The organism is Azospirillum sp. (assembly GCF_050789165.1).
On the sequence record NZ_JBOZRT010000075.1, the window covers coordinates 1 to 20,871 of the forward strand.

Sequence of the window (20,871 nt, forward strand, 5' to 3'; positions counted from 1 at the left end):
ACCAAGCCTGCGTGTTGACGCGGGGTGGAGCAGCCCGGTAGCTCGTCAGGCTCATAACCTGAAGGTCGCAGGTTCAAATCCTGCCCCCGCAACCAACCATACAGACACTCCCGAGCCCCCCGGGCCGGGAGTGTTCTGCTTTTGGGCCGTCCACTCCAGGAGTGTGCCGATCTCGCCGCACAGCGTCACATCGAGCTGGCCGCGCTTCGGACCGGGCGTAAGTGTGATCCGCTCGATCAGCCCGCGAATGGTACTGGCGGCCTCGTCGCGCTCCTCCGGGCGGTTCAGTGTTTCGGCCAGACGCGCCACCTTGCGGGCGTAAAGCTCCGCGATGTTCGGGTGAACGTCCGGCAGGCCCTCCGGGACCGTATACACCGCGAATACCGCGGCCAGATGAAAATCGGATGGCACCGCCACGCAATCGACAACTGCGGATGTTCCAGTTCGATCGTCTCCCGCCTCCGATTGGCATTCATCGGCAAGAGGGGGCAGCGAAACGTCGTGATGGCGGCCTTGATGCCAAAAGATTATGGTCAAAAGGCATCTGGAGCACGCGACGCAATATGGTATGGCCAGGAACGCAGTATGGCGTCCGTCGGGGAGCGATGGCGGATGGCGTGCTGTCTTTCGCCCTGGCCCTGCTGATCCTGATCGCCGCCGGCGTGGTGAGGGCAGACCCCATCCTGATCGACGGTCGAAACCGCGTGGACTTGGCGTTCGACGCGGTGCTGAGCGACCCCACCTCTCGAAAGACCGTTACCGACGTTCGTGACGATCCCACGGCCTTCGCCAGTTCCACCCCCTGGTCGGGCCGTGTCAGCCTGGGATTCACCACCGACGCCGTGTGGCTGCGTTCCGAGATCCTCGTTCCGCCGGCCGCCGCCGGCCGCTATGTCCTGATGCTGGACATCCCGAATTTTGAGCGGTTGGAGATGTGGGGGTCGTGGACGCAAGCCCCGGTCGCCGTGATGGGCGACCTCGTCACGGAGGCCACGTCGGCCCGGCGGCATGCGGAAAGCTTCGACCTGCCGGCCGGCCGCCATACGCTGTGGTTCCGCGCCGTCACCAGCGGCCCCGTGGCGGTGCCGCTCGCCCTGTGGCGGCCGGATGCCTTCACCGTTGCCGAGCAGCGCGAGATCCACTTCCACACGATACTGACGACCGTCGCCGCTCTGCTCGGGCTGGGGGCGCTGCCGCTGGCGGCGGTGATGCCCAGTCCGGCGATGGTGCTGTACGCCGGTTCGGCGCTGGCCTCCACCGGCCATATCATGGCGATGAACGGGTTGGACAACCTGATGTGGGGCGGGCACCTGCCGGTCGGCACGAACAACCCCTTTGTCTGGCTGGTCGGCTCCGGCGTCTTCGGGATCGCCTTTTTGTTCTCCATGCTGCCGCTGCGCCGCACCCGTTGGATGTTGCCGGTGGTGGGGGCGCCGGTGGTCCTCGGCCTTGTCCTGCTGGTGATCTACAACTTTCTCCTGGAAGAGGATTCCTGGCTGGACGTCCTCGTGCGACCCCGCAATCTGGCGCTGCTCATCCTGGCGGCCGGCGTGGCGGCGAGCGTCCAATCCCGGTTGTCGGGGCACCGGCCGGCGAGCTACATGATCCTCGGCTGGCTGGCGCTGGTTGCCGGCAACGTCGTGGCGGCGCTGCGCAACACCGGCTTCCTGCCCTTCACGGAGGTCACCTACTTCCTGCCGGTTTACGCGCCCGTCGTGGAGATGCTGTTCTTCGCCGTGATGATGGCGGCGCAATTGCGCCTGCTGCGGGTCGAAAACGACGAAGCGCAGCGGGCCCTGGTCGTCGCCCTGCGCCGCAACGAGGCGGAACTGGCCGAGCGGGTGGGGGCTCGCACGGCGGACCTCGACCGGGCCAACGCCTTGCTGGCCGCCCGCGAGGCGCAACTCCGTCTGATCCTGGAGGCGGCGCCGATGCCGATCGTCGTGTTCCAGGCGGCGGATTCCACCCCGCTCTACTCCAACCGCCGGATGCGGGACCTGCTCGTCGGCAGCAGCGGGGAGGCCGGAGCCGTGCCGGACATCCGGACGATCTACCAGAACCCGGACGACGGCGACCGGCTGGCCGCCACATTGGAACACGATGGCTTCGTCGAAAACGCCGAGGTTGCGATGCGGGACGTCGCCGGCAACCATTTCTGGGCGCTGGCATCCATGGTCGCCATCGATTACCAGGGCCGGCCGGCGTTGCTGCTGGCCCTCAACGACATCAGCCGGCGCCGGCAACTCGAACAGGAGCTTGTCAAGGCGAAGGAGATGGCGGAGGCCGCCGCCGGGCTGGAGCGGGCGGCACGCGACGCGCAACGCCAGTTCCTCGCCATGATCAGTCATGAGTTCCGCACCCCGCTGGCCGTCATCAGCACGGCCACCCAGTACCTGCAACTGGAGGCGGAGCAGGATCCGGCGCGCGAACCGCGGCTGGCCCGGATCCGGCGGGCGGTCGGCCATATGAACGGGATGATCGACGCCTGCCTGCTGGACGACCGGATCGAGGGCGCCGGGCTTCTGCTGCGCACCAGCCCGCTCGATCCGGCCGTGCTGGTGCGCAGGGCCGCCGATGCGGCCCAGGCGGCGGCCCCGCAGCACGCCTTCGTGACCATCGCCGAAGAAACCCCGTCGACGGCCGGCGACGAACAGCTTCTGGGCATGGCGCTGTCCAACCTGATGGAGAACGCGGTCAAGTATTCGCCACCGGGCAGTGCCGTCGAGGTCACGCTGACCCGAAGCGGGAACGACGCGGTCGTGACGGTCGCCGACCGGGGACCGGGCGTTCCGGGCGAGGAATGCGGTCGCGTTTTCGAGAAATACTACCGCGGCACCAACACGGGCCGGGTGCCGGGGGCCGGGCTGGGGCTTTACCTGACCCACCACATCGTGACGGCCCACGGGGGCACGGTCGGAGTCAGGAACAGGCCGGACGGCGGCGCCGTGTTCACCATCCGCCTGCCGTTGCAGTGCGGGATCGAAACGGAATACGGTGCCGTCCCCGTTTCCGAAGCCGGGCCGGACGGCCCGGCCTGGAACGGTGTGGCGTGACCGGCGGAAACGGCGGAAGGACGGTCGTGGCTCTGGACGTGCTTGTCGTGGAAGACCACGCGGATCTCTGCGAGGAGATCGTCTCCTATCTCCAGGCGAGGGGGATGACGGTGCGGGCCGCCGAAAACGGCCGGACGATGGACGCGGCGCTGGCGGTGCGGCAGCCCGACGTGATCCTGCTCGATCTGGGGTTGCCGGAGGAGGACGGCGTTCTGATCGCCCGGCGGCTGATGGCCGCCGGCAGGACCGGAATCATCGTCATCACCGCGCGTGGCCGTGTCGAGGACCGCATTCTCGGCCTGAACGCCGGAGCGGACATCTATCTGACGAAGCCGCTCGACATGCGCGAGCTGGAAGCCGCCATCGGCTCGGTCATGCGCCGCCGGGACAAGGAGGAACAGGCGCCGTCGGCCCCCGCTGCCGGCGCCTGGCGCCTCGAGGCCGCGCGCTGGCGTCTGGTGGCGCCCGGCGGCGGCGTGGTCGCCTTGAACGAGGCCGAGGTCCGCCTGCTGTCGCCCTTCTTCGAGACGCCGGCGGTCATCATCGACCGCGGGACGCTGGCCGAACGCCTGGAGGTGGACGCCCGGGGCATCGACCTCCTGGTCCATCGCCTGCGACGGAAAGTCGAGTTGGACGCGGGCGAGGCCCTGCCGCTGCGCACGATGCGCAGCCGCGGCTACGCGTTCGCAGCGCCGGTCCACCGCTGACCGGCCGGACATGCCGGCTTCCGGCAGGCGCCCGCACGCCGCCGGGCCCGTTCCTCTGCCGATTCGCCGGTGCATCGAAGTGCCCTCCGGCCCCCGCGCCGACCGATACCGCCGGCCGGAAACCCAAAGCGGACTCGATCAGCGGTTGAGCGTACCGCTCAGCCAGCCCTTCCTCGATCGTATCGTTGAAGCCTGCAGCCGGGCGGCACCCCGCCGCTGCATTCAAGAAAGCTCTCGGGTAAATAAAACTCCGTGAAAGAAAATGAAATTCACTGCAAGGAAATGAAAGGCAACGAAAGAAATTGAAAGATATAATTGTCGCAATGTATTCGATTTAATTAGTTATGTCATTCGGGTTATTATTGTATGGTGCGGCCTTGAGAGCTGTGCCCGATCGGAGGTCGTCTCCGATATGAGTCGACGGATGTCCGGGTGCTTGGGTCAACAAATCAAATGCGCGCCTGCTTTCTACGGCGGGCCTCCGAGCGGATGACCGGTTCCCGGGTCCAAGACAGCCGGCCATAGGCGAATCTTGCGGAAAGGTGCTTGAACGATGGGCTCTGGAATGCTCCGGGCAATCCTGCTTTCGACGGTTGCCACGCTCCCCATCACCACCGCGCTGGCGCAGACGCCGGTGCTGCCGACGGAAGGCGCCTTCGTTGCCGGATCGGGCAGCATCGGGCGGTCCGGCGCGGTGATGACCATCGATCAGGCGACGGCGCGCGGCGTCATCAACTGGAAGGATTTCTCGATCGGCCAGGGCGGCACGGTCCAGGTCAACAACGGGACGGGCGCGACGCTGAACCGGGTCACCGGCGGCAACCTGTCGCAGATCCTCGGCACGCTGAAGGCCACCGGCTCGCTGTACCTGATCAACCCGCAGGGCGTGGTGATCGGCGAGAGCGGCGTGGTGGTGACCGGCGGCACGTTCGCCGCCTCGACCCTCGACGTGCTGAACGAGCATTTCATGGCCGGCGGCAGCCTGGTCTTCAAGGGCGAGAGCACCGGCAGCGTCACCAACCTGGGCAAGATCAGCTCGACCGGCGGCGACGTGGTGCTGATCGCGCGCGAGGTGGTCAACAAGGGGCGCATCAGCGCGCCCAGGGGGACGGCCGGGCTGGCGTCCGGCACCGAGGTGCTGCTGAGCGAGGGGGGCGCCGACGGCGAGCGGGTGCTGGTGCGGGTCGGCACCGCCGGCGGCAAGGCCGAGACCTCGGGGCTGATCGAGGCGGCGACGGCGGAGCTGAAGGCGGCGGGCGGCAACGTCTACGCGCTGGCCGGCAACAACGGCGGGCTGGTGCGGGCGACCGGGGTCGAGTCGCGCGGCGGCCGGGTGATGCTGACGGCGGCGGGCGGCAACGTGATCACCGAAGGCACGGTGGAGGCGAAGACCGCCGCCGGCGACGGCGGGACCATCGCGGTGGCGGCCACCGCCGCGACCTCCGGCACGGGGGTGAACGCCGTGACGGCGGGCGGCATGGCGATGCACAGCGGCACGCTGTCGGCGGACGGGGCGCGCGGCGGTTCGGTGACGGTGCGCGGCGAGCGGGTGTCCAACCAGGGCCGGGTGTCGGCGAACGGCAGCGCCGGGGCCGGCGGCACGGTGGCGGTCGAGTTCGGCAAGACCTACATCGCCCCGTCGAACTCCACGCTGTCGGCGCGCGGCGCCACCCGCGGCGGTGCGGTGTCGGTCGTCAGCAGCCGGGCGGATTCGACCCTGTTCTCTTCCGGTCGGCACGAGGCGGCGGGCGCCCAGGCCGGCGGCTCGGTCGACCTGTTCGCGTCGGCGATCACGCTGACGGACGCCGCGATCGACGCCTCGGGCGGTGTCCAGGGCGGGTCGGTCCGCATCGGCGGCGACTACCAGGGCTCGGGCGCCGTGCCGAAGGCGACGACGACGCGGGTCAGCCCGACCGCGACGCTGCGCGCCGACGCGACCGGGCCGGCCGGCGACGGCGGGCGGATCATCGTCTGGTCGGAAGGCGCCACCGACTATTACGGCACCGCCTCGGCGCGCGGCGGCGCGCAGGGTGGCAACGGCGGGCTGATCGAGGTGTCGTCGCGCGACACGCTGATCTTCGCGGGAATCGGCGACGCCTCCGCCCCGGCCGGCGCCGCCGGCACGCTGCTGCTCGACCCCAAGAACATCGTCGTCAGCACCACGGCGGCAGGCCTTCCCTATTTCCAGCTCAACGACCCCAATCCCGCCGTCGGCAACGATTTCGGATACGTCGTCAAGACCCTGTCCACCGGCAACGCCGTCGTGTCGGCGAAGGGCGACGATTTCGCCGGAACCAACGCCGGGGCGGTCTATCTCTTCAACGGCCTGACCGGCGCGCTGATCAGCACGCTGACCGGCGCCGCTGCCGGCGACGGGATCGGCGCCGACAACCAGTCGATCATCGCGCTGCCCAGCGGCAATTTCGTCGTCTACGACATCAACTGGAAAAACGGCACGTTGTCGGGGGCGGGCTTTGCAACCTGGGGCAGCGGCGTCACCGGCGTCAGCGGCGTCGTCTCCGCCGCCAACAGTCTGGTCGGGACGGCCGCCGGCGAAGGGGTCGGGACAGTCCAGACGCTCAGCAACGGCAACTACGTGATCACGTCCCCCGGCTGGTCGGGCCGTCGGGGGGCGGCGACCTGGGTCGACGGCACGGTCGGCATCACCGGTTCCATATCCGCCACCAACAGTCTTGTCGGCGGCACCCCGAACGACAGTGTCGGCTTCTACTTCAGCCGACTCGCCAACGGCAACTACCTGGTGCGCTCCCCGTCATGGATGAACGGAAGCGCGACCTACGCGGGTGCGGTGACCTGGGGCAGCGCCACGGCCGGGGTGGCCGGCGTGGTGTCCGCCACCAACAGCCTGGTGGGGGCGTCCGCCAACGACAAGGTCGGCTACGACGGGCCCATGCTTCTGGACAACGGCAATTACGTGCTGAGAACCAGCAACTGGTCGAACGGCAGCGTGGCTTCGGCGGGTGCGATGACCTGGGGCAACGGCACGGCCCCGATGAGCGGCGCGGTGTCCATCACCAACAGCGTGGTCGGGACGACCGCCAACGACAAAGTCGGCTCCGTAAATATTACCCTGATCAACAGCACCACCAGCAACTACCTGATCCTGTCCCCGTCCTGGAGCAACGACGGCGCCGCTTCGGCGGGTGCGGTGACCTGGGGCAACGGAACGGCCGCGGTGGTCGGCGCGGTGTCCGCCACCAACAGCCTGGTGGGATCGACCGCCAACGACAGCGTCGGACAACTGGCCTATGCATTGAATAACGGCAATTATGTTGTGCCTACGGTGGCGTGGAGCAACAACGGCGCCGCCTCCGCGGGTGCGGTGACCTGGGGCAGCGGCGCCACCGGCGTCGCCGGCGTCGTGTCGGCCTCCAACAGCCTGGTGGGGACCGTCGCAAACGCCAGGATCGGCTCCAGCACCATCGGCCTGAGCAACGGCAATTACGTCATCGGAAGCCCCGACTGGAGCAACGGCGCCGCCGCTTCGGCGGGTGCGGCGACCTGGGTCGACGGTACGGCCGGCCTGATCGGCGAGATTTCCACCACCAACAGCCTGGTGGGAAGCGCGCAGAACGACCGCATCGGAGGTTCCCTCTACGCCCTGTCGAACGGCAACTATCTGGTGGCGTCCTCCGTCTGGAAGAACGGCTCGGTGTCCAACGCCGGGCTGATCACGTGGGGCGACGGAACGGCCGGCCGGACCGGGGTGGCGTCCGCCGCCAACAGTCTGGTGGGAACCACCACCAACGCCCAGGTCGGAGGACAGGTGGCCACGAGCCTCGCCAACGGGGCCTATCTGATCGTCTCCTCCGCCTGGTCGGACGGCACGGCGACCAGCGCGGGAGCGGTGTACTGGGGCAGCGGCACCGGGGCGATCTCGGGCACCCTGTCGTCCAGCAACAGCCTCGTCGGCTCCACCAACAACGACAGGATCGGCGGCGGGGGCATCACGGTGCTCAGCAGCGGCAACTACCTCGTCCTGAGCCCCGACTGGAAGAACGGCGCGGCGACCAGCGCGGGCGCGGTGACCTGGGGCAGCGGCACCGCCGGCGTCACCGGCATCGTGTCGGCCACCAACAGCCTCGTCGGCTCCTCCAGCAACGACAAGATCGGCGCCAACTACATCCAGCGGCTCAGCAACGGCAACTACCTGGTGTGGTCCACGACCTGGAAGAACGGGGCGGCGGCCAATGCGGGGGCGGTTACCTGGGGCAACGGCACCGCCGGCGTCGCCGGCGTCGTGTCGTCCGCCAACAGCCTGGTGGGCAGTTCCGCCAACGACGGGGTCGGGTATGTGACCACGCTCTCGAACGGCAACTACGTGATCCGGAGCACGGCGTGGACGAACGGGACCGCGGCCAGTGCGGGAGCGGTGACCTGGGGCAGCGGCGTCACCGGCGTCGCCGGCGTCGTGTCGTCCGCCAACAGCCTGGTAGGGACATCCGCCGGCGAGCGGGTCGGCAACTCGGTCACCGAGATCAACGGCGGCAACTACGTGGTCGGCAGCTACAATCGGGCCAACGGCACGGCGACCGCCGCCGGCGCGGTGACCTGGGGCAGCGGCACCGCCGGCGTGACCGGCGGAATCTCCGCCGCCAACAGCCTCATCGGAACTCAAGCCAACGGCCAGATCGGCGTCGTCCAACCGGCCGTCACCACCGGCGGCACGGTGCTCATCCCGGCGTACCGTGACGGAACCGGCGGCCGGATCTATATGATGCTGCCGACGGCGGCGACGTTGGGGTACTGGCTGAGCGCCGACCAGACGGTGACCATCAACCCGTTGCGCATCACCGAGGTGCTCAACACCGGCACCGCCGTCACCCTGCAGGCGAACAACGACATCACGGTGGACAGCGCGATCACGGCGAACAACCTGCTGGGCAACGGCGGCGCGCTGACGCTCCAGGCCGGCCGCTCGATCCTGCTCAACGCCAGCATCACCACCGACAACGGCAACCTGACGCTGATCGGCAACGACCTGCTGGCCAACGGCGTCGTCGATGCCCAGCGCGACGCCGGTGACGCCGCCATCACCATGGCCGCCGGCACGACGATCGATGCCGGCACCGGCGCGGTGTCCATCGAGCTGCGCTCGGGCGCCGGCAAGACCAACGGTGCTTCGGGCACCATCACGCTCGACGCCGTCACCGCCGGCACGCTCAGCGTCCTCAACCAGGGGATCACTCCCAACAGCGGCATCACCCTGCTTGGCGGCGCCCTCGCCGCGTCGGGCACCGGCAGCGCGCTGGTCCTGGCCGCCGACAACGGCGTCTTCAACAACAGCGGCTCGGCGACGCTCAGCGCCGCCAACGGACGCTTCCTCATCTATTCCGCCGACCAACCCGGCACCACGCTGGGCGGGGTGACGGGAGGCATCCTCACCGGCAAGACCTATGCGAACTACGCCCCGGCCTCGGTCACCGAGACCGGCGACCAGATCCTGTACGGGAACGGCATCACTGTCCCCTCTCCCCCGTCCCCTCCGGTGACGCCGCCCGTGGTGGTGACGCCACCCGTCGTCGAGACACCGCCCGTGGTGGTGACGCCGCCCGTCGTCGAGCCGCCGCCGGTGACGCCGGTGACGCCGCCCGTCGTCGAGCCGCCGCCGGTGACGCCGGTGACGCCGCCCGTTGTCGAGCCGCCGCCGGTAACGCCGCCGGTGACGCCGCCCGTCGTCGAGCCGCCGCCCGTGACGACGCCGCCGGTGCCGCCGCCCGTGGCGGTTGCGCCGACGGCCCCGCCGACGGTCGTGATGCCGCCGCCGACGACGGTCATCGGGGGAACAGCCGCCATCGGTACGGGCTCCCCCGGCGCCTTCAACAGCGGCGTGGTTCTCGCCCCGGCAGCCTCCTTCGTGAACACCGCCCGCCCGCCCGCCACCGCGGCTTCCGGTGGCACCGCGGCCGCCGTCACGGCGGCTCCGACACCGGGAACGTCCGGCTCCGGGGCCCGCGCCGAGGGCGGAATCGTCACCGTGCAGGTGTCGGCCCAGGCTCCCGCTGGCGGCGGCGCGCAGACCGCCCCTGCCGGCCGGGTCGAGGCGTCGGTCAACGCCGGCGGCTTCCAGGTCGTCTACAGCCAGCCGGCCGCCAACGCCGCATCCGGCGGTATCCCGGCCGCCGCGACCGGCGGCGGGTCGGCCCACATCAATGGTGAGAGCGGCGGCAGCGCGATGGCCGGCGCATCCAGCTTCTCCACCTTCCGTGCCGACGAGCAGCCCGCCGTCTCCATCGTTGCCGAGCGCAACGCCTCCGCCACCTCCGGGCAAGCCGCCGACGAGAAGAACGTCCAATGATCCGTTTGCCTTCCCCGAAGCCGGCGACCGTCGCAACCGCCGCCGTCCTGGCGCTTCTGTTCGGCCTGTCCGCCGTCCCGGCGGCGGCTCAGGACTGGGAGCGCGTCGCCCCCAAGCAGCCGCCAGCCAATCCGCCCGCCGAGGCGCCCGTCCTGCCGCCGCCGACTCCGGCCCTGCCTCCCGGCGATCAGGTCATCACGCCGGCGCTGAAGGGCCTGCTCTTCGTTCCCGATGGCGCCGCGGTCAAACGCGGCGGCAACGACACCCGCGGGGTGGTCGCCGCCGGGCTCGACGTGCTCGACGATCCGGCCTTCCGCGCTCTCATGGAGCCGCATCTCGGCAAGCCGCTGACCTTCGACGGCCTGAACGCCATCAGCCGCGCCACCGTGCTGTGGTTCCGCGAGCACGACCGGCCGCTGGTTGACGTCGTCGTGCCCGAGCAGGACGTCACCGCCGGCACCATCCAGATCATCGTCGTCGAGTTCCGCGCCGGGGCGGTCACCGCGGAGGGCAACGAGTGGTTCAGCGACGAGATGCTGCTGTCCAACGTCCGCACCAGGCCCGGCGACCGCATCCGGGCCAGCGGGCTGCTGGAGGACATCGACTGGCTGAACCGCAACCCGTTCCGCCACACCGACCTCGTCTACCAGCGCGGCGCCGAACCCGGCACCAGCGACATCGTTCTGCGCACCGCCGACCGCGTGCCGGTGCGCGTCTTCGGCGGCTACGAGAACACCGGCACCGCCGCCACCGGGCGCGACCGCCTGTTCGCCGGCCTGAACTGGGGCAACGCCTTCTGGGCCGACCAGCAGATCTCCTACCAGCTCTCGGTCAGCCCCGACACGCTCGACCGCGGCCTGCGCGGCGCCAGCGGCGATCCGCGCTCGGTCACCCACGCCGGAAGCTGGAGCATCCCGCTGCCCTGGCGCCACACGCTGACCGTCTTCGGCAGCCACACCGAGACGCGGCCCAACCTGGGCAGCGGCTTCGACCAGACCGGCCGCTCCTCCCAGCTGTCGGCGCGCTACGCGGTGCCGCTGCCCAAGTGGGCTCTCGACGCCGGCACGCTGCGCCAGGGGATCCAGGCCGGGGTGGACTGGAAGCGGTCGAACAACAACCTGGACTTCGGCGGCACCTCGGTGTTCCGCAGCAGCACCGACATCGCCCAGGCGGTGGTTGCCTACGACGCCTCGCTGGCCGACGGTTGGGGGGCGACGGCCTTGAACGTCAGCCTGGTCCACAGCCCCGGCGGGATCGGCGACCGCAACAGCGACGCGGTGTTCGGCACCAGCCGGGCCGGGGCCGAGGCGCGCTACAGCTACGCCCGCATCGGACTGGACCGGGTGACCAGGTTGCCGGAGGCGTTCTCCTGGATCGTCCGGGCGCAGGCGCAGGTCTCCAGCGCCAACCTGCTGGCGTCGGAGCAGCTCAGTCTGGGCGGCAACGCCAGCGTCCGGGGCTATGCGGAATCGGAAGTTCTGGGTGACCAGGGCGTCCTGCTGTCGACCGAGCTGCGGTCGCCCGAAGTCAGTCTGTCCGGCCTGTTCGGCGGGCGAAACCTGGACGACAGCCTGCTGGGGCTGGTCTTCGTCGATTACGGCGTGGCCCGCCAGCGCCACCGCGCGGCGGGCGACGACCGGCACACCGTGCTGGCCAGCGTCGGGCCGGGGCTGCGCTACAGCCTGCCGCCCTACGTGACGCTGAAGCTCGACTGGGGCTTCCAGCTGCGCGGCGCCAACACCGGCGAGAACCGCCTCGGACGGCCTCACGTCGGGCTGTCCCTGGCCTACTGAGGCCCATACGGAGCCGCACCATGTCCAGCCCGTCCCCGAAGCCGATGTCCATCGAGGAAGCCGCCGCCCTGGCGGCGGCGCACCATCGTGAAGGCCGGCTGGAGGAGGCGCTCGCCCTCTACGGTGCGTTGCAGGCGGCCCGGCCGGCCGACCCCGTGGCGAACGCCCTGCTCGGCACCGTCCTGGCCCAACTCGGCCGGCCGGGGGAGGCCGTCGTCTTCCTGTCGCAGGCCGCCCGCCTGGCGCCCGACGACCCCGAAACGCTGAACAACCTCGCCATGGCCCTGGAGGCGGCCGGCCGGGCGTGGGAGGCCGCCGACGCCTGGAGTCAGCTGGGCACCCTTCTCTACGCACAACGCCGCCACGAGCAGGCCGTCGGCGTGTTCGAGAAGGCGCTGTCCGTGTTTCCCGGCCATCTCGGGGCGGGTGCCAACCTGGGGGCGGCGCTGCAGGCGCTGGGCCGGCACGCCGAGGCGGTCGAACGGCTGAGCGCCCTGCTGACCGGCAACCCCGAGGAGGCCGAGGCGTACAACAACCTCGGCAACGCCCAGATGGGGGCCGGCGACGTCGAGGCGGCCATCGCCAGCTACCGCCGGGCCATCGCGCTGCGGCTCGACTATTTCGAGGCCTACAGCAACCTCGGCCTCGCCCTGGCCCAGCGCCGGCCGGGGGACAGTTCGGCGGAGGAGGGCGACCTTCCCTCCGGCGAGGACGTGGCGGGAACCCTGGTCAACCTCGGCAACGCCCGCGGCGGCCTCGATCCGACGCCCGGCGTGCGCGAGTGCTATGAAAAGGCGCTGGAACTGCGCCCGGACTTCCCGCCCGCCCACTGGAACCTCGGTCTGTGCCTGCTGCTGCACGGCGACTTCGCCCAGGGCTGGAAGGAGTACGAATGGCGCTGGCGGTGGAGCGGCTTCGGCGAGGAGCCGCGCCCCTTCGCCCAGCCGGTCTGGCAGGGCGAACCGCCGCTGGCCGTCGGCGGCACGCTGCTGGTGACGGCCGAGCAGGGGTTCGGCGACACCTTTCAGTTCACCCGCTACCTGCCGCTGCTGGCGGAGCGCGGCTACGACGTCGCGTTCGAGGTGCAGGCGCCGGTGTTCACGCTGCTGTGGCACAGCCTCGGCCGCCACGGCGTGCGGGTGGTGCCGCGCACGGAAACGCCCGCCCGCGTCCACGACGACCTCGCCTTCGCCCGCCATGTCCCGCTGATGAGCCTGCCCGAGCGCTTCGGCACGCTGCTGGAGACCATCCCGGCCACCGTGCCCTACCTGTTCGCCGAGCCGACCCGGCAGGCCCTCTGGGCCGACCGCCTCGACGCCGCCGCCGGCCCGCGCCGCAGGATCGGGATCGCCTGGAAGGGGCGGCCGCTCCACTCCCGCGACCGCGAGCGCTCGATGCCGCCCTCCGCCCTGGCGCCGCTGCTGGCCGTGCCCGACGCGCAGTTCTTCGGGGTGCAGAAGCACGAGGACGGGGCGGCCGACGCGCCGCCCGGCGTGCTCCCGCTGGACGGCCTGCTGCATGATTTCTCCGAGACGGCGGCGGTCGTCGCCAACCTGGACCTCGTCATCACCGTCGACACCTCGCTCGCCCATCTGGCCGGCGCCATGGGGCGACCGGTCTGGGTGCTGCTGCCCTTCAGCCCTGATTGGCGTTGGCTGCTCGACCGGGCCGACAGCCCCTGGTACCCGACCATGACCCTGTTCCGCCAGAAACGGGCCGGCGATTGGGACGGCGTGGTGGCCGAGGTCGCCCGGCGCCTGTCCGAAGCCGGGAACCACACGGACGCTGGGGTGGGGGCATGACGCAGGACGTGCTGGCCGAAGCCGCCCACTGTCTGGCCGCGGGCGAGCTGGACCGGGCTCGGACCCTCGCCGAATCCGTGTTGGCCCTGGCGTCCGGCGAACCGGACGCCCTGTTCCTCCTGGCCAGCGCCGCCGCCCTGTCCGGCGCGCCGGCCGAGGCCATTCCGCTGTTCCGGCGCAGCATCGCCATCGGCGGGGCGACGCCCGAGCGCCTCTACAACCTCGGGCTGGCGCTGCACCAGACCGGCGACCTGGAGGGGGCGGAGCGCAGCTTCTTCGCCGCCGTCCTGCGCGCGCCGCGCTTCGCCGAGGCCTACCAGAGCCTCGGCGTGACCCTGGCGGCCCGCGGCAACGGCGAGGACGCCGCCGCCGCCTTCCGCCGGGCGGTCGAGGAGCGGCCGGAGTGGGTCGAGGCGCATCTCAATCTCGCCGCGGTGCTGGCCAACGGCCGCCAGCCGCAGGCGGCCTTCGCCGTCTACCGCGACCTTCTGGCCCGTCACCCGCAGAACGGTCATTTCCTGTTCCTCGCCGGCACCGCCGCGCTGAACGCCGATTTCCTGGACGAGGCCGAGCGGCTGCTGCGCCAGGCCCTGCTGCGCGCGCCTCGCGATGCCGGCACCATGAACAACCTGGGGCTGGCCCTGGGGCGGATGGGCCGCGTTGGCGAGGCGGTGCACATGTTCCGTAAGGCCGTGGCCGCCAAGGCCGATTATGCCGAGGCGTGGTTCGGGCTGGCCGCCGCCCTGGATGCTCAGGGGGAGCCGGAGGCGGCGCTGGCCGCCTACCGCACGGTGGCGGAGCTTCGGCCCGACGATCCCGGCACCGACAGCAACCTTCTGATGATGCTGGGCTACCGCGAGGCGCTGACGCCGGCCGAGCTGTGCGCCGCGCACCGCCGCTGGGGCGAGCGGGTGGAGGGAGCGCTGGCCCCCGCACTCGTCGCCACCCCGCGACCGGCGCGGCCGGCCCTGGCCGGGCGGCGTCTGCGCATCGGCTACGTCTCGCCGGACTTCCGGCTGCATTCGGTGGCGATGTTCCTGCTGCCGCTGCTGGAGGCCCACGACCGGACACGGGTCGAGCTGTTCGCCTATTCCAACGTCGAACTGCCGGATGTGATCACCGACCACATACGACGGTCGGTGGACGGCTGGCGCGACATCCAGGGGGTGGCGGACGAGACGGTGGCGGCGTGGGTGCGGGCGGACGGCATCGACGTGCTGGTGGATCTGGCCGGCCACACGGCGAACAACCGGCTGGGCGTCTTCGCCCGCCAGCCGGCGCCGGTCCAGGTATCCTGGCTCGGCTACCCGGCGACGACCGGGCTGTCGGCGATCGACGCCCGCTTCACCGATGCCGTCGCCGATCCGCCCGGTGCCGGCGACGAGCATCACAGCGAACGTCTGGTACGGCTGGAGGGCGGGTTCCTGTGCTACCGCCCGCTGGGACTGGCGCCCGATCCGGCGCCGCCGCCCTGCCTGGAGAACGGCTTCGTCACCTTCGGGTCGTTCAACACGCTGAACAAGCTGAACCCGGACGTAGCGGCCCTGTGGGCGCGGGTTCTGCACGCCGTGCCGGGGAGCCGGCTGCTGCTGAAGGCCGCACCGCTGATCGACAGTTCCGTCCGCAAGCGGGTGCTGGGGCTGTTCGCGCCCCATGGGGTGGCGGCCGACCGGATCGAGTTGCTGGCGCGGGTTCCCGACAATGACGGTCACTTGAAGGCTTACGGGCGGATGGACGTGGCGCTCGATCCTTTCCCCTACAACGGGACGACGACCAGTTGCGAGGCGCTGTGGATGGGCGTTCCGGTGCTGACCCTGCCGGGCGAACGCCACGCCGCCCGTGTCGGCGCTGCGCTGTTGACCGCCGCCGACCGGCCCGACCTGATCGCCGCGGACGCGGATGATTTCGTCCGCAAGGCTGCCATCCTGGCCTCGGATCCCGACCGCCTCGCCGCCGACCGTCAGGCGCTGCGCCCGCACCTCCAGGCTTCACGCCTGTGCGATGCCACCGCCTTTGCGAACGAGTTCGAACGTCGGCTGTTTGCCTTGGTGCAGATCGACGAGCGCTCAAATCGCGACGGTCGGTGATCGTCGCTTTCGGCCATTGCTCGGCCCAGCAACCAATCGCAAGAAGCCCGCACGGCATCACGCCGCGCGGGCTTTTTCGGTATCTCAGCCGGCGCGCGCCGCCTCGGCGATCACCGCGGCGACGGCTTGAGCCCGCGACGCGTGCGGAACGTGGCTGGCCTCGACCTCCACGGTCCGGGCGCCGATCCGCGTGGCGGTGTCGCGCAGGAAGGGCGGGGGAAGCATGCGGTCCTGGGTCGCCACGATGTACCAGGAGGGCTTGCTCTCCCAGGCGGCGGCGGTGACCCGGGTGCCGAAGCAGGCGGCCTTGACCGGTCCCTGCACCGCGGCGAGCAGCGCCGTCTCCTCCGGCGGCAGGTCCTGGGCGAAGTTCCAGGCCAGGCTGTCGGGCGACAGGAACAGGTAGCCGGCCTTGTCCACCGACACGCTCGACAGGCCCGGCGAGGGCGGGTAGGGCTTGAGGGTGTCGTTCGGCGACTGCCCCGCGGCCGGTGCGAAGGCGGCCACGTAGACCAGCGCCTTGACCTTCTCCTGGTTGCCAATCTGGGTGATGACGGCGCCACCCCAGGAATGGCCGACCAGCACCACCGTCCCGGCGGCGCGGTCGATGGCGCGCTGCACGTGGGCGACGTCCTCCTCCAGCGACGTCAGGGGATTCTGCACCGCGATCGCTTCGAAGCCCTCGGCCTGCAGCAGCGGGATGACCCGGTTCCAGGCCGAGCCGTCGGCGAACGCGCCGTGGACGAGGACGATGGACGTGGTGACGGGCGCCATGAGCGATGCTCCCTGCGGGCGTGGCGGATCGACTCCTCAAAGCATGGAATCGCGTGCGGCGCCAGTCCGTGCTGGTCGGATTTCCTCTGTGTGGAAAGCGGCCGCCGCCCCATGCCTGCCGCGTGACGCCCTGCACAATTCGGTGGCGACTGACCGTTTTTTGATCGGCGCGGCCCTGATGCACACGGCATGGGCAAGCGCCAGGGACGCCTCACGGATTGCCGCAAAGGGCGGGATCCAGCGGTTCCGCCCCATGCCCGAGTGCCGCCGTCGGGCTTGGCACGCGCGTTGCTAAGTGGAGGGCGATCAGGGCAGCGGCAACGGCGTCGCTGCCGGTCCGACGTTGGACCATACCCCCGGACAATGGCGTCCGAACCCTCTGGGATCCCCGCGTGGATTCCGGCGGTTCGGGCGCCTTTTCTTTTTGGACGAAAGCATCGGGCATGCAGCACACATTGCAGTCACCGCGCGAGCGTCTGGTCGTCGTCGGCAACGGTATGGCGGGCATCCGCACGCTGGAAGACCTGCTGGCCAAGGCGCCGGGCCGCTACGACATCACGGTCTTCGGCGCCGAGCCGCACCCCAACTACAACCGCATCATGCTCTCGCCGGTGCTGGCGGGGGAGAAGACCTTCGACCAGATCGTCCTGAACGGCCGGGACTGGTACGAGGCCAACGGAATCACGCTCCACACCGGCGACATGGTGGAGAGCATCGACCGGGCAAAGCGCACGGTCACCGCGATGTCCGGCCGCACGGTGGCCTACGACCGGCTGCTGATCGCCACCGGGTCCACCCCCTTCGTCATCCCGGTGCCGGGCGCCACGCTGCCGGGCGTGATCGGCTTCCGCGACCTCGCCGACGTGGACGCGATGCTGGAGGCGGCGGCCAAGGGGGGCCGCGCGGTGGTCATCGGCGGCGGCCTGCTCGGCCTGGAGGCGGCCAACGGCCTGACGGTCAAGGGCATGGACGTCACCGTCGTGCACCTGATGGACACGCTGATGGAGCGGCAGCTCGACCGTTCCGCCGGCACGCTGCTGCGGCGCGAGCTGGAGCGCCGCGGCATCGCCGTGCTGACCGGCGCCGACACGGCGGAGATCGTCGGCGACGAGCGCGTCTCCGGCGTGCGCCTGAAGGATGGACAGGTGCTGCCCGCCGACCTCGTGGTCATGGCCGTCGGCATCCGCCCGAACCTGGCGCTGGGCAAGGCCGCCGGGCTCGCCTGCGGGCGCGGCATCCAGGTGGACGACGCCATGGTCACCTCAGACCCGGCGATCCTGGCGGTGGGCGAGTGCGTCGAGCACCGCGGGCAGACCTACGGCCTCGTCGCCCCGCTGTTCGAGATGGCCAGGGTCGCGGCCGACCGGCTGGCCGGCGGGACGGAGGCCGCCTACACCGGCTCCGTCACCTCGACCAAGCTGAAGGTCACCGGGGTGGACGTGTTCTCGGCCGGCGACTTCAGCGGCGGCAAGGACTGCGAGGACGTCACCTTCCGCGACGCGGCGCGCGGCGTCTACAAGCGCGTCGTGCTGAAGGACAACCGCATCCTCGGCGCCGTGCTGTACGGCGACACCCGCGACGGCGGCTGGTACTTCCAGATGCTGAAGGACGGGCAGGACGTCTCGGCCATCCGCGACACCCTCGTCTTCGGCCAGGGCTACCAGGGCGGCGCCAGCGCCAGCCCTGGCGCCGCGCTCGCGGCCCTGCCGGACAGCGCGGAGATCTGCGGCTGCAACGGCGTGTGCAAGGGCACCATCGTCACCGCCATCACCGAGAAGGGCCTGACCAGCCTGGACGAGGTGCGGGCGCACACCAAGGCGTCGGCGTCCTGCGGCAGCTGCACCGGGCAGGTGGAGCAGCTTCTGGCGTTGACGCTGGGCGACGGCTACCGGGCGCAAACCGGGCCGAAGCCGATGTGCACGTGCACCGACCGCACCCACGACGAGGTGCGCCGCGCCATCGCCATGCTGGAGCTGAAGGGCATCCCCGACGTCATGCAGGCGCTGGAGTGGACGACGCCCGACGGCTGCGCGTCGTGCCGGCCGGCGCTGAACTACTACCTGATGTGCGCGTGGCCGGGCGAGTACAAGGACGACAGCCGCTCGCGCTTCGTCAACGAGCGGATGCACGCCAACATCCAGAAGGACGGCACCTACTCGGTGGTGCCGCGCATGTGGGGCGGCCTGACCACCTCCGCCGAGCTGCGCGCCATCGCCGACGTGGTGGACAAGTTCGCCATCCCCACCGTGAAGGTCACCGGCGGCCAGCGCATCGACCTGTTCGGCGTGAAGAAGGAGGACCTGCCCGCCGTCTGGGCCGACCTCAACGCCGCCGGCATGGTCTCCGGCCACGCCTACGCCAAGGGCCTGCGCACGGTGAAGACCTGCGTCGGGTCGGAATGGTGCCGCTTCGGCACGCAGGACAGCACCGGCCTGGGCGTGAAGCTGGAGCGCCTGACCTGGGGCAGCTGGACTCCGCACAAGGTGAAGCTCGCCGTCTCCGGCTGCCCGCGCAACTGCGCCGAGGCGACCATCAAGGACCTCGGCGTGATCTGCGTGGACAGCGGCTACGAACTGCACGTCGGCGGCAACGGCGGCATGCACCTCCGCGCCTGCGACCTGCTGGTCAAGGTCGACACCGAGGAGGAGGTGCTGGAGTACACCGGCGCCTTCATGCAGCTCTACCGCGAGGACGCCCGCTACCTGGAGCGCACCGCGCCCTGGCTGGAGCGCGTCGGCCTCGCCGCCATCAAGCAGCGGCTGGTCGATGACCCGAAGGGGCGGAAGTCCCTGAACGCCCGCTTCCTCTTCTCGCAATCCTTCTCCCAGGACGACCCGTGGGCCGAGCGCGCCAGCGGGGCGACCGACCGTCACGAATTCTCGCTGCTCGCCGAGGTGGGGTAAACGACCATGCACCAGATGATCAAGTGGACCGCCGTCGGCAGCATCGACGACATCCCGCGCCAGGGTGCCCGCTGCGTGAAGGCCGGCGACACCAAGGTCGCGGTCTTCCGCACCGCGGACGACCGCATCTTCGCCCTGGAGGACCGCTGCCCGCACAAGAACGGGCCGCTGTCGCAGGGCATCGTGCACGCCGGCCGCGTCACCTGCCCGCTGCACAACTGGGTGATCTCCCTGGAAACTGGCCGCGCCGAAGGGGCCGACGAGGGGCAGACCAATTCCTACCCCGTCAAGATCGAGGACCAGACGATCTACGTCGCCCTCGGGGCGATCTAGGCGATCCGCGCGCCCGCTCGTCCTCCAACAAAAACAGTCGAGGAAGATTCCGCAATGGCTTATCTCGCCCCCACCGAGTTCGTCACCAAGATGGTCGACGCCGGCGAATCCAAGATCTTCATGTCGACCCGGGACACCCTGATCCGCGCCTACATGGCCGGCGCCATCCTGGCCATCGCCGCGGTCTTCGCGGTCACCGTCAGCGTGCAGACGGGCGTGCCGATCGTCGGCGCGATCCTGTTCCCGGTCGGCTTCTGCATGCTCTACCTGCTGGGCTTCGACCTGCTGACCGGCGTCTTCACGCTGACGCCGCTGGCGCTGCTCGACAAGCGGCCGGGCGTCACGCTCGGCGGCGTGCTGCGCAACTGGGCGCTGGTCTTCGTCGGCAACTTCGGCGGCGCGCTGACCGTGGCGCTGATGATGGCGATCATCTTCACCAACGGCTTCACCACCGCGCCGGACGCCGTCGGCCTGAAGATCGGCACCATCGGCGAATCCCGCACCGTCGGCTACGCCGCGCATGGCCTCGCCGGCATGCTGACGCTGTTCATCCGCGGCGTGCTGTGCAACTGGATGGTGTCCACCGGCGTCGTCGGCGCCATGATGTCGAACACCGTGTCGGGCAAGGTCATCGCCATGTGGATGCCGATCATGCTGTTCTTCGGCATGGCCTTCGAGCATTCGGTGGTGAACATGTTCCTCTTCCCGTCGGGCCTGATGCTGGGCGGCAAGTTCTCGATCATGGACTACATGATCTGGAACGAGATCCCGACCGTGCTGGGCAACCTGGTGGGCGGCGTGACCTTCGTCGGCCTGACGCTGTACTCCACCCACGTCCGCACCGGCGCCAAGCGCAAGGCCAACCCGCACCTGCGCACCGTCGCGGCGGAGTGAGCGGGGCGGTTCACCGATCGGTCTGAACCTTCTTTCATCGTCATGGCCGGGCTTGTCCCCACAGGCGCTAAGTTTAGCGTTCGGATACCGCTCCAGACACTTTCTTGGTCGTCATCCCCGCGAAGGCGGGGATCCAGGATGAGCCCCGACAGGGGCGACATGAGTCATGAGGCTCGCGGACGCGAGCACTGGATCCCCGCCTTCGC

At 70.3% G+C, this 20,871-nt stretch carries 10 protein-coding genes and 1 tRNA gene; 10 read left to right on the forward strand and 1 reads right to left on the reverse strand.

Annotated elements, in window-relative coordinates; all coding sequences use genetic code 11:
- The first annotated feature begins 18 nt into the window (after positions 1–18).
- From ACRWK7_RS16835 to ACRWK7_RS16865, 7 genes are all read left to right on the forward strand, one after another.
- A tRNA-Met gene (locus tag ACRWK7_RS16835) sits at positions 19–95 on the forward strand.
- A gap of 339 nt (positions 96–434) precedes the next feature.
- On the forward strand, positions 435–3,053 hold the full coding sequence (locus ACRWK7_RS16840; RefSeq protein ID WP_431857426.1) for an ATP-binding protein: 2,619 nt from the start codon (positions 435–437) through the stop codon (positions 3,051–3,053).
- Between the two features lie 26 nt (positions 3,054–3,079).
- Positions 3,080–3,760: a response regulator transcription factor gene (locus ACRWK7_RS16845; protein WP_431857427.1), complete on the forward strand. Its 681-nt coding sequence runs from the start codon at positions 3,080–3,082 to the stop codon at positions 3,758–3,760.
- Positions 3,761–4,325: 565 nt separating this feature from the next.
- Complete coding sequence (locus tag ACRWK7_RS16850; RefSeq protein WP_431857428.1) at positions 4,326–10,079, forward strand: filamentous hemagglutinin N-terminal domain-containing protein; 5,754 nt, start codon at positions 4,326–4,328, stop codon at positions 10,077–10,079.
- Positions 10,076–11,872, forward strand: a complete 1,797-nt coding sequence (locus ACRWK7_RS16855; protein ID WP_431857429.1) for a ShlB/FhaC/HecB family hemolysin secretion/activation protein — start codon at positions 10,076–10,078, stop codon at positions 11,870–11,872. The genes ACRWK7_RS16850 and ACRWK7_RS16855 overlap by 4 nt, the downstream gene beginning before the upstream one ends.
- Positions 11,873–11,892: 20 nt before the next feature.
- Positions 11,893–13,674: a tetratricopeptide repeat protein gene (locus ACRWK7_RS16860; RefSeq protein ID WP_431857431.1), complete on the forward strand. Its 1,782-nt coding sequence runs from the start codon at positions 11,893–11,895 to the stop codon at positions 13,672–13,674.
- Complete coding sequence (locus ACRWK7_RS16865) at positions 13,671–15,761, forward strand: tetratricopeptide repeat protein (protein WP_431857432.1); 2,091 nt, start codon at positions 13,671–13,673, stop codon at positions 15,759–15,761. The genes ACRWK7_RS16860 and ACRWK7_RS16865 overlap by 4 nt, the downstream gene beginning before the upstream one ends.
- A gap of 84 nt (positions 15,762–15,845) precedes the next feature.
- Here ACRWK7_RS16865 and ACRWK7_RS16870 read toward each other — a convergent pair whose 3' ends face one another.
- Positions 15,846–16,535, reverse strand: coding sequence for an alpha/beta fold hydrolase (locus ACRWK7_RS16870; protein WP_431857433.1), 690 nt, complete (start codon positions 16,533–16,535; stop codon positions 15,846–15,848).
- A gap of 443 nt (positions 16,536–16,978) precedes the next feature.
- Between ACRWK7_RS16870 and nirB the strand changes: the two genes are divergently transcribed.
- Genes nirB through ACRWK7_RS16885 form a run of 3 tightly spaced genes read left to right on the forward strand, consistent with a single transcriptional unit; the run spans position 16,979 to position 20,665 of the window.
- A complete protein-coding gene (nirB, locus tag ACRWK7_RS16875) occupies positions 16,979–19,438 on the forward strand; it encodes a nitrite reductase large subunit NirB (protein ID WP_431857434.1) in 2,460 nt (819 codons plus the stop codon).
- 6 nt (positions 19,439–19,444) lie between these two features.
- On the forward strand, positions 19,445–19,771 hold the full coding sequence (gene nirD, locus ACRWK7_RS16880) for a nitrite reductase small subunit NirD (RefSeq protein WP_431857435.1): 327 nt from the start codon (positions 19,445–19,447) through the stop codon (positions 19,769–19,771).
- Positions 19,772–19,825: 54 nt separating this feature from the next.
- On the forward strand, positions 19,826–20,665 hold the full coding sequence (locus tag ACRWK7_RS16885; protein ID WP_431857436.1) for a formate/nitrite transporter family protein: 840 nt from the start codon (positions 19,826–19,828) through the stop codon (positions 20,663–20,665).
- The last annotated feature ends 206 nt before the right edge of the window (positions 20,666–20,871 follow it).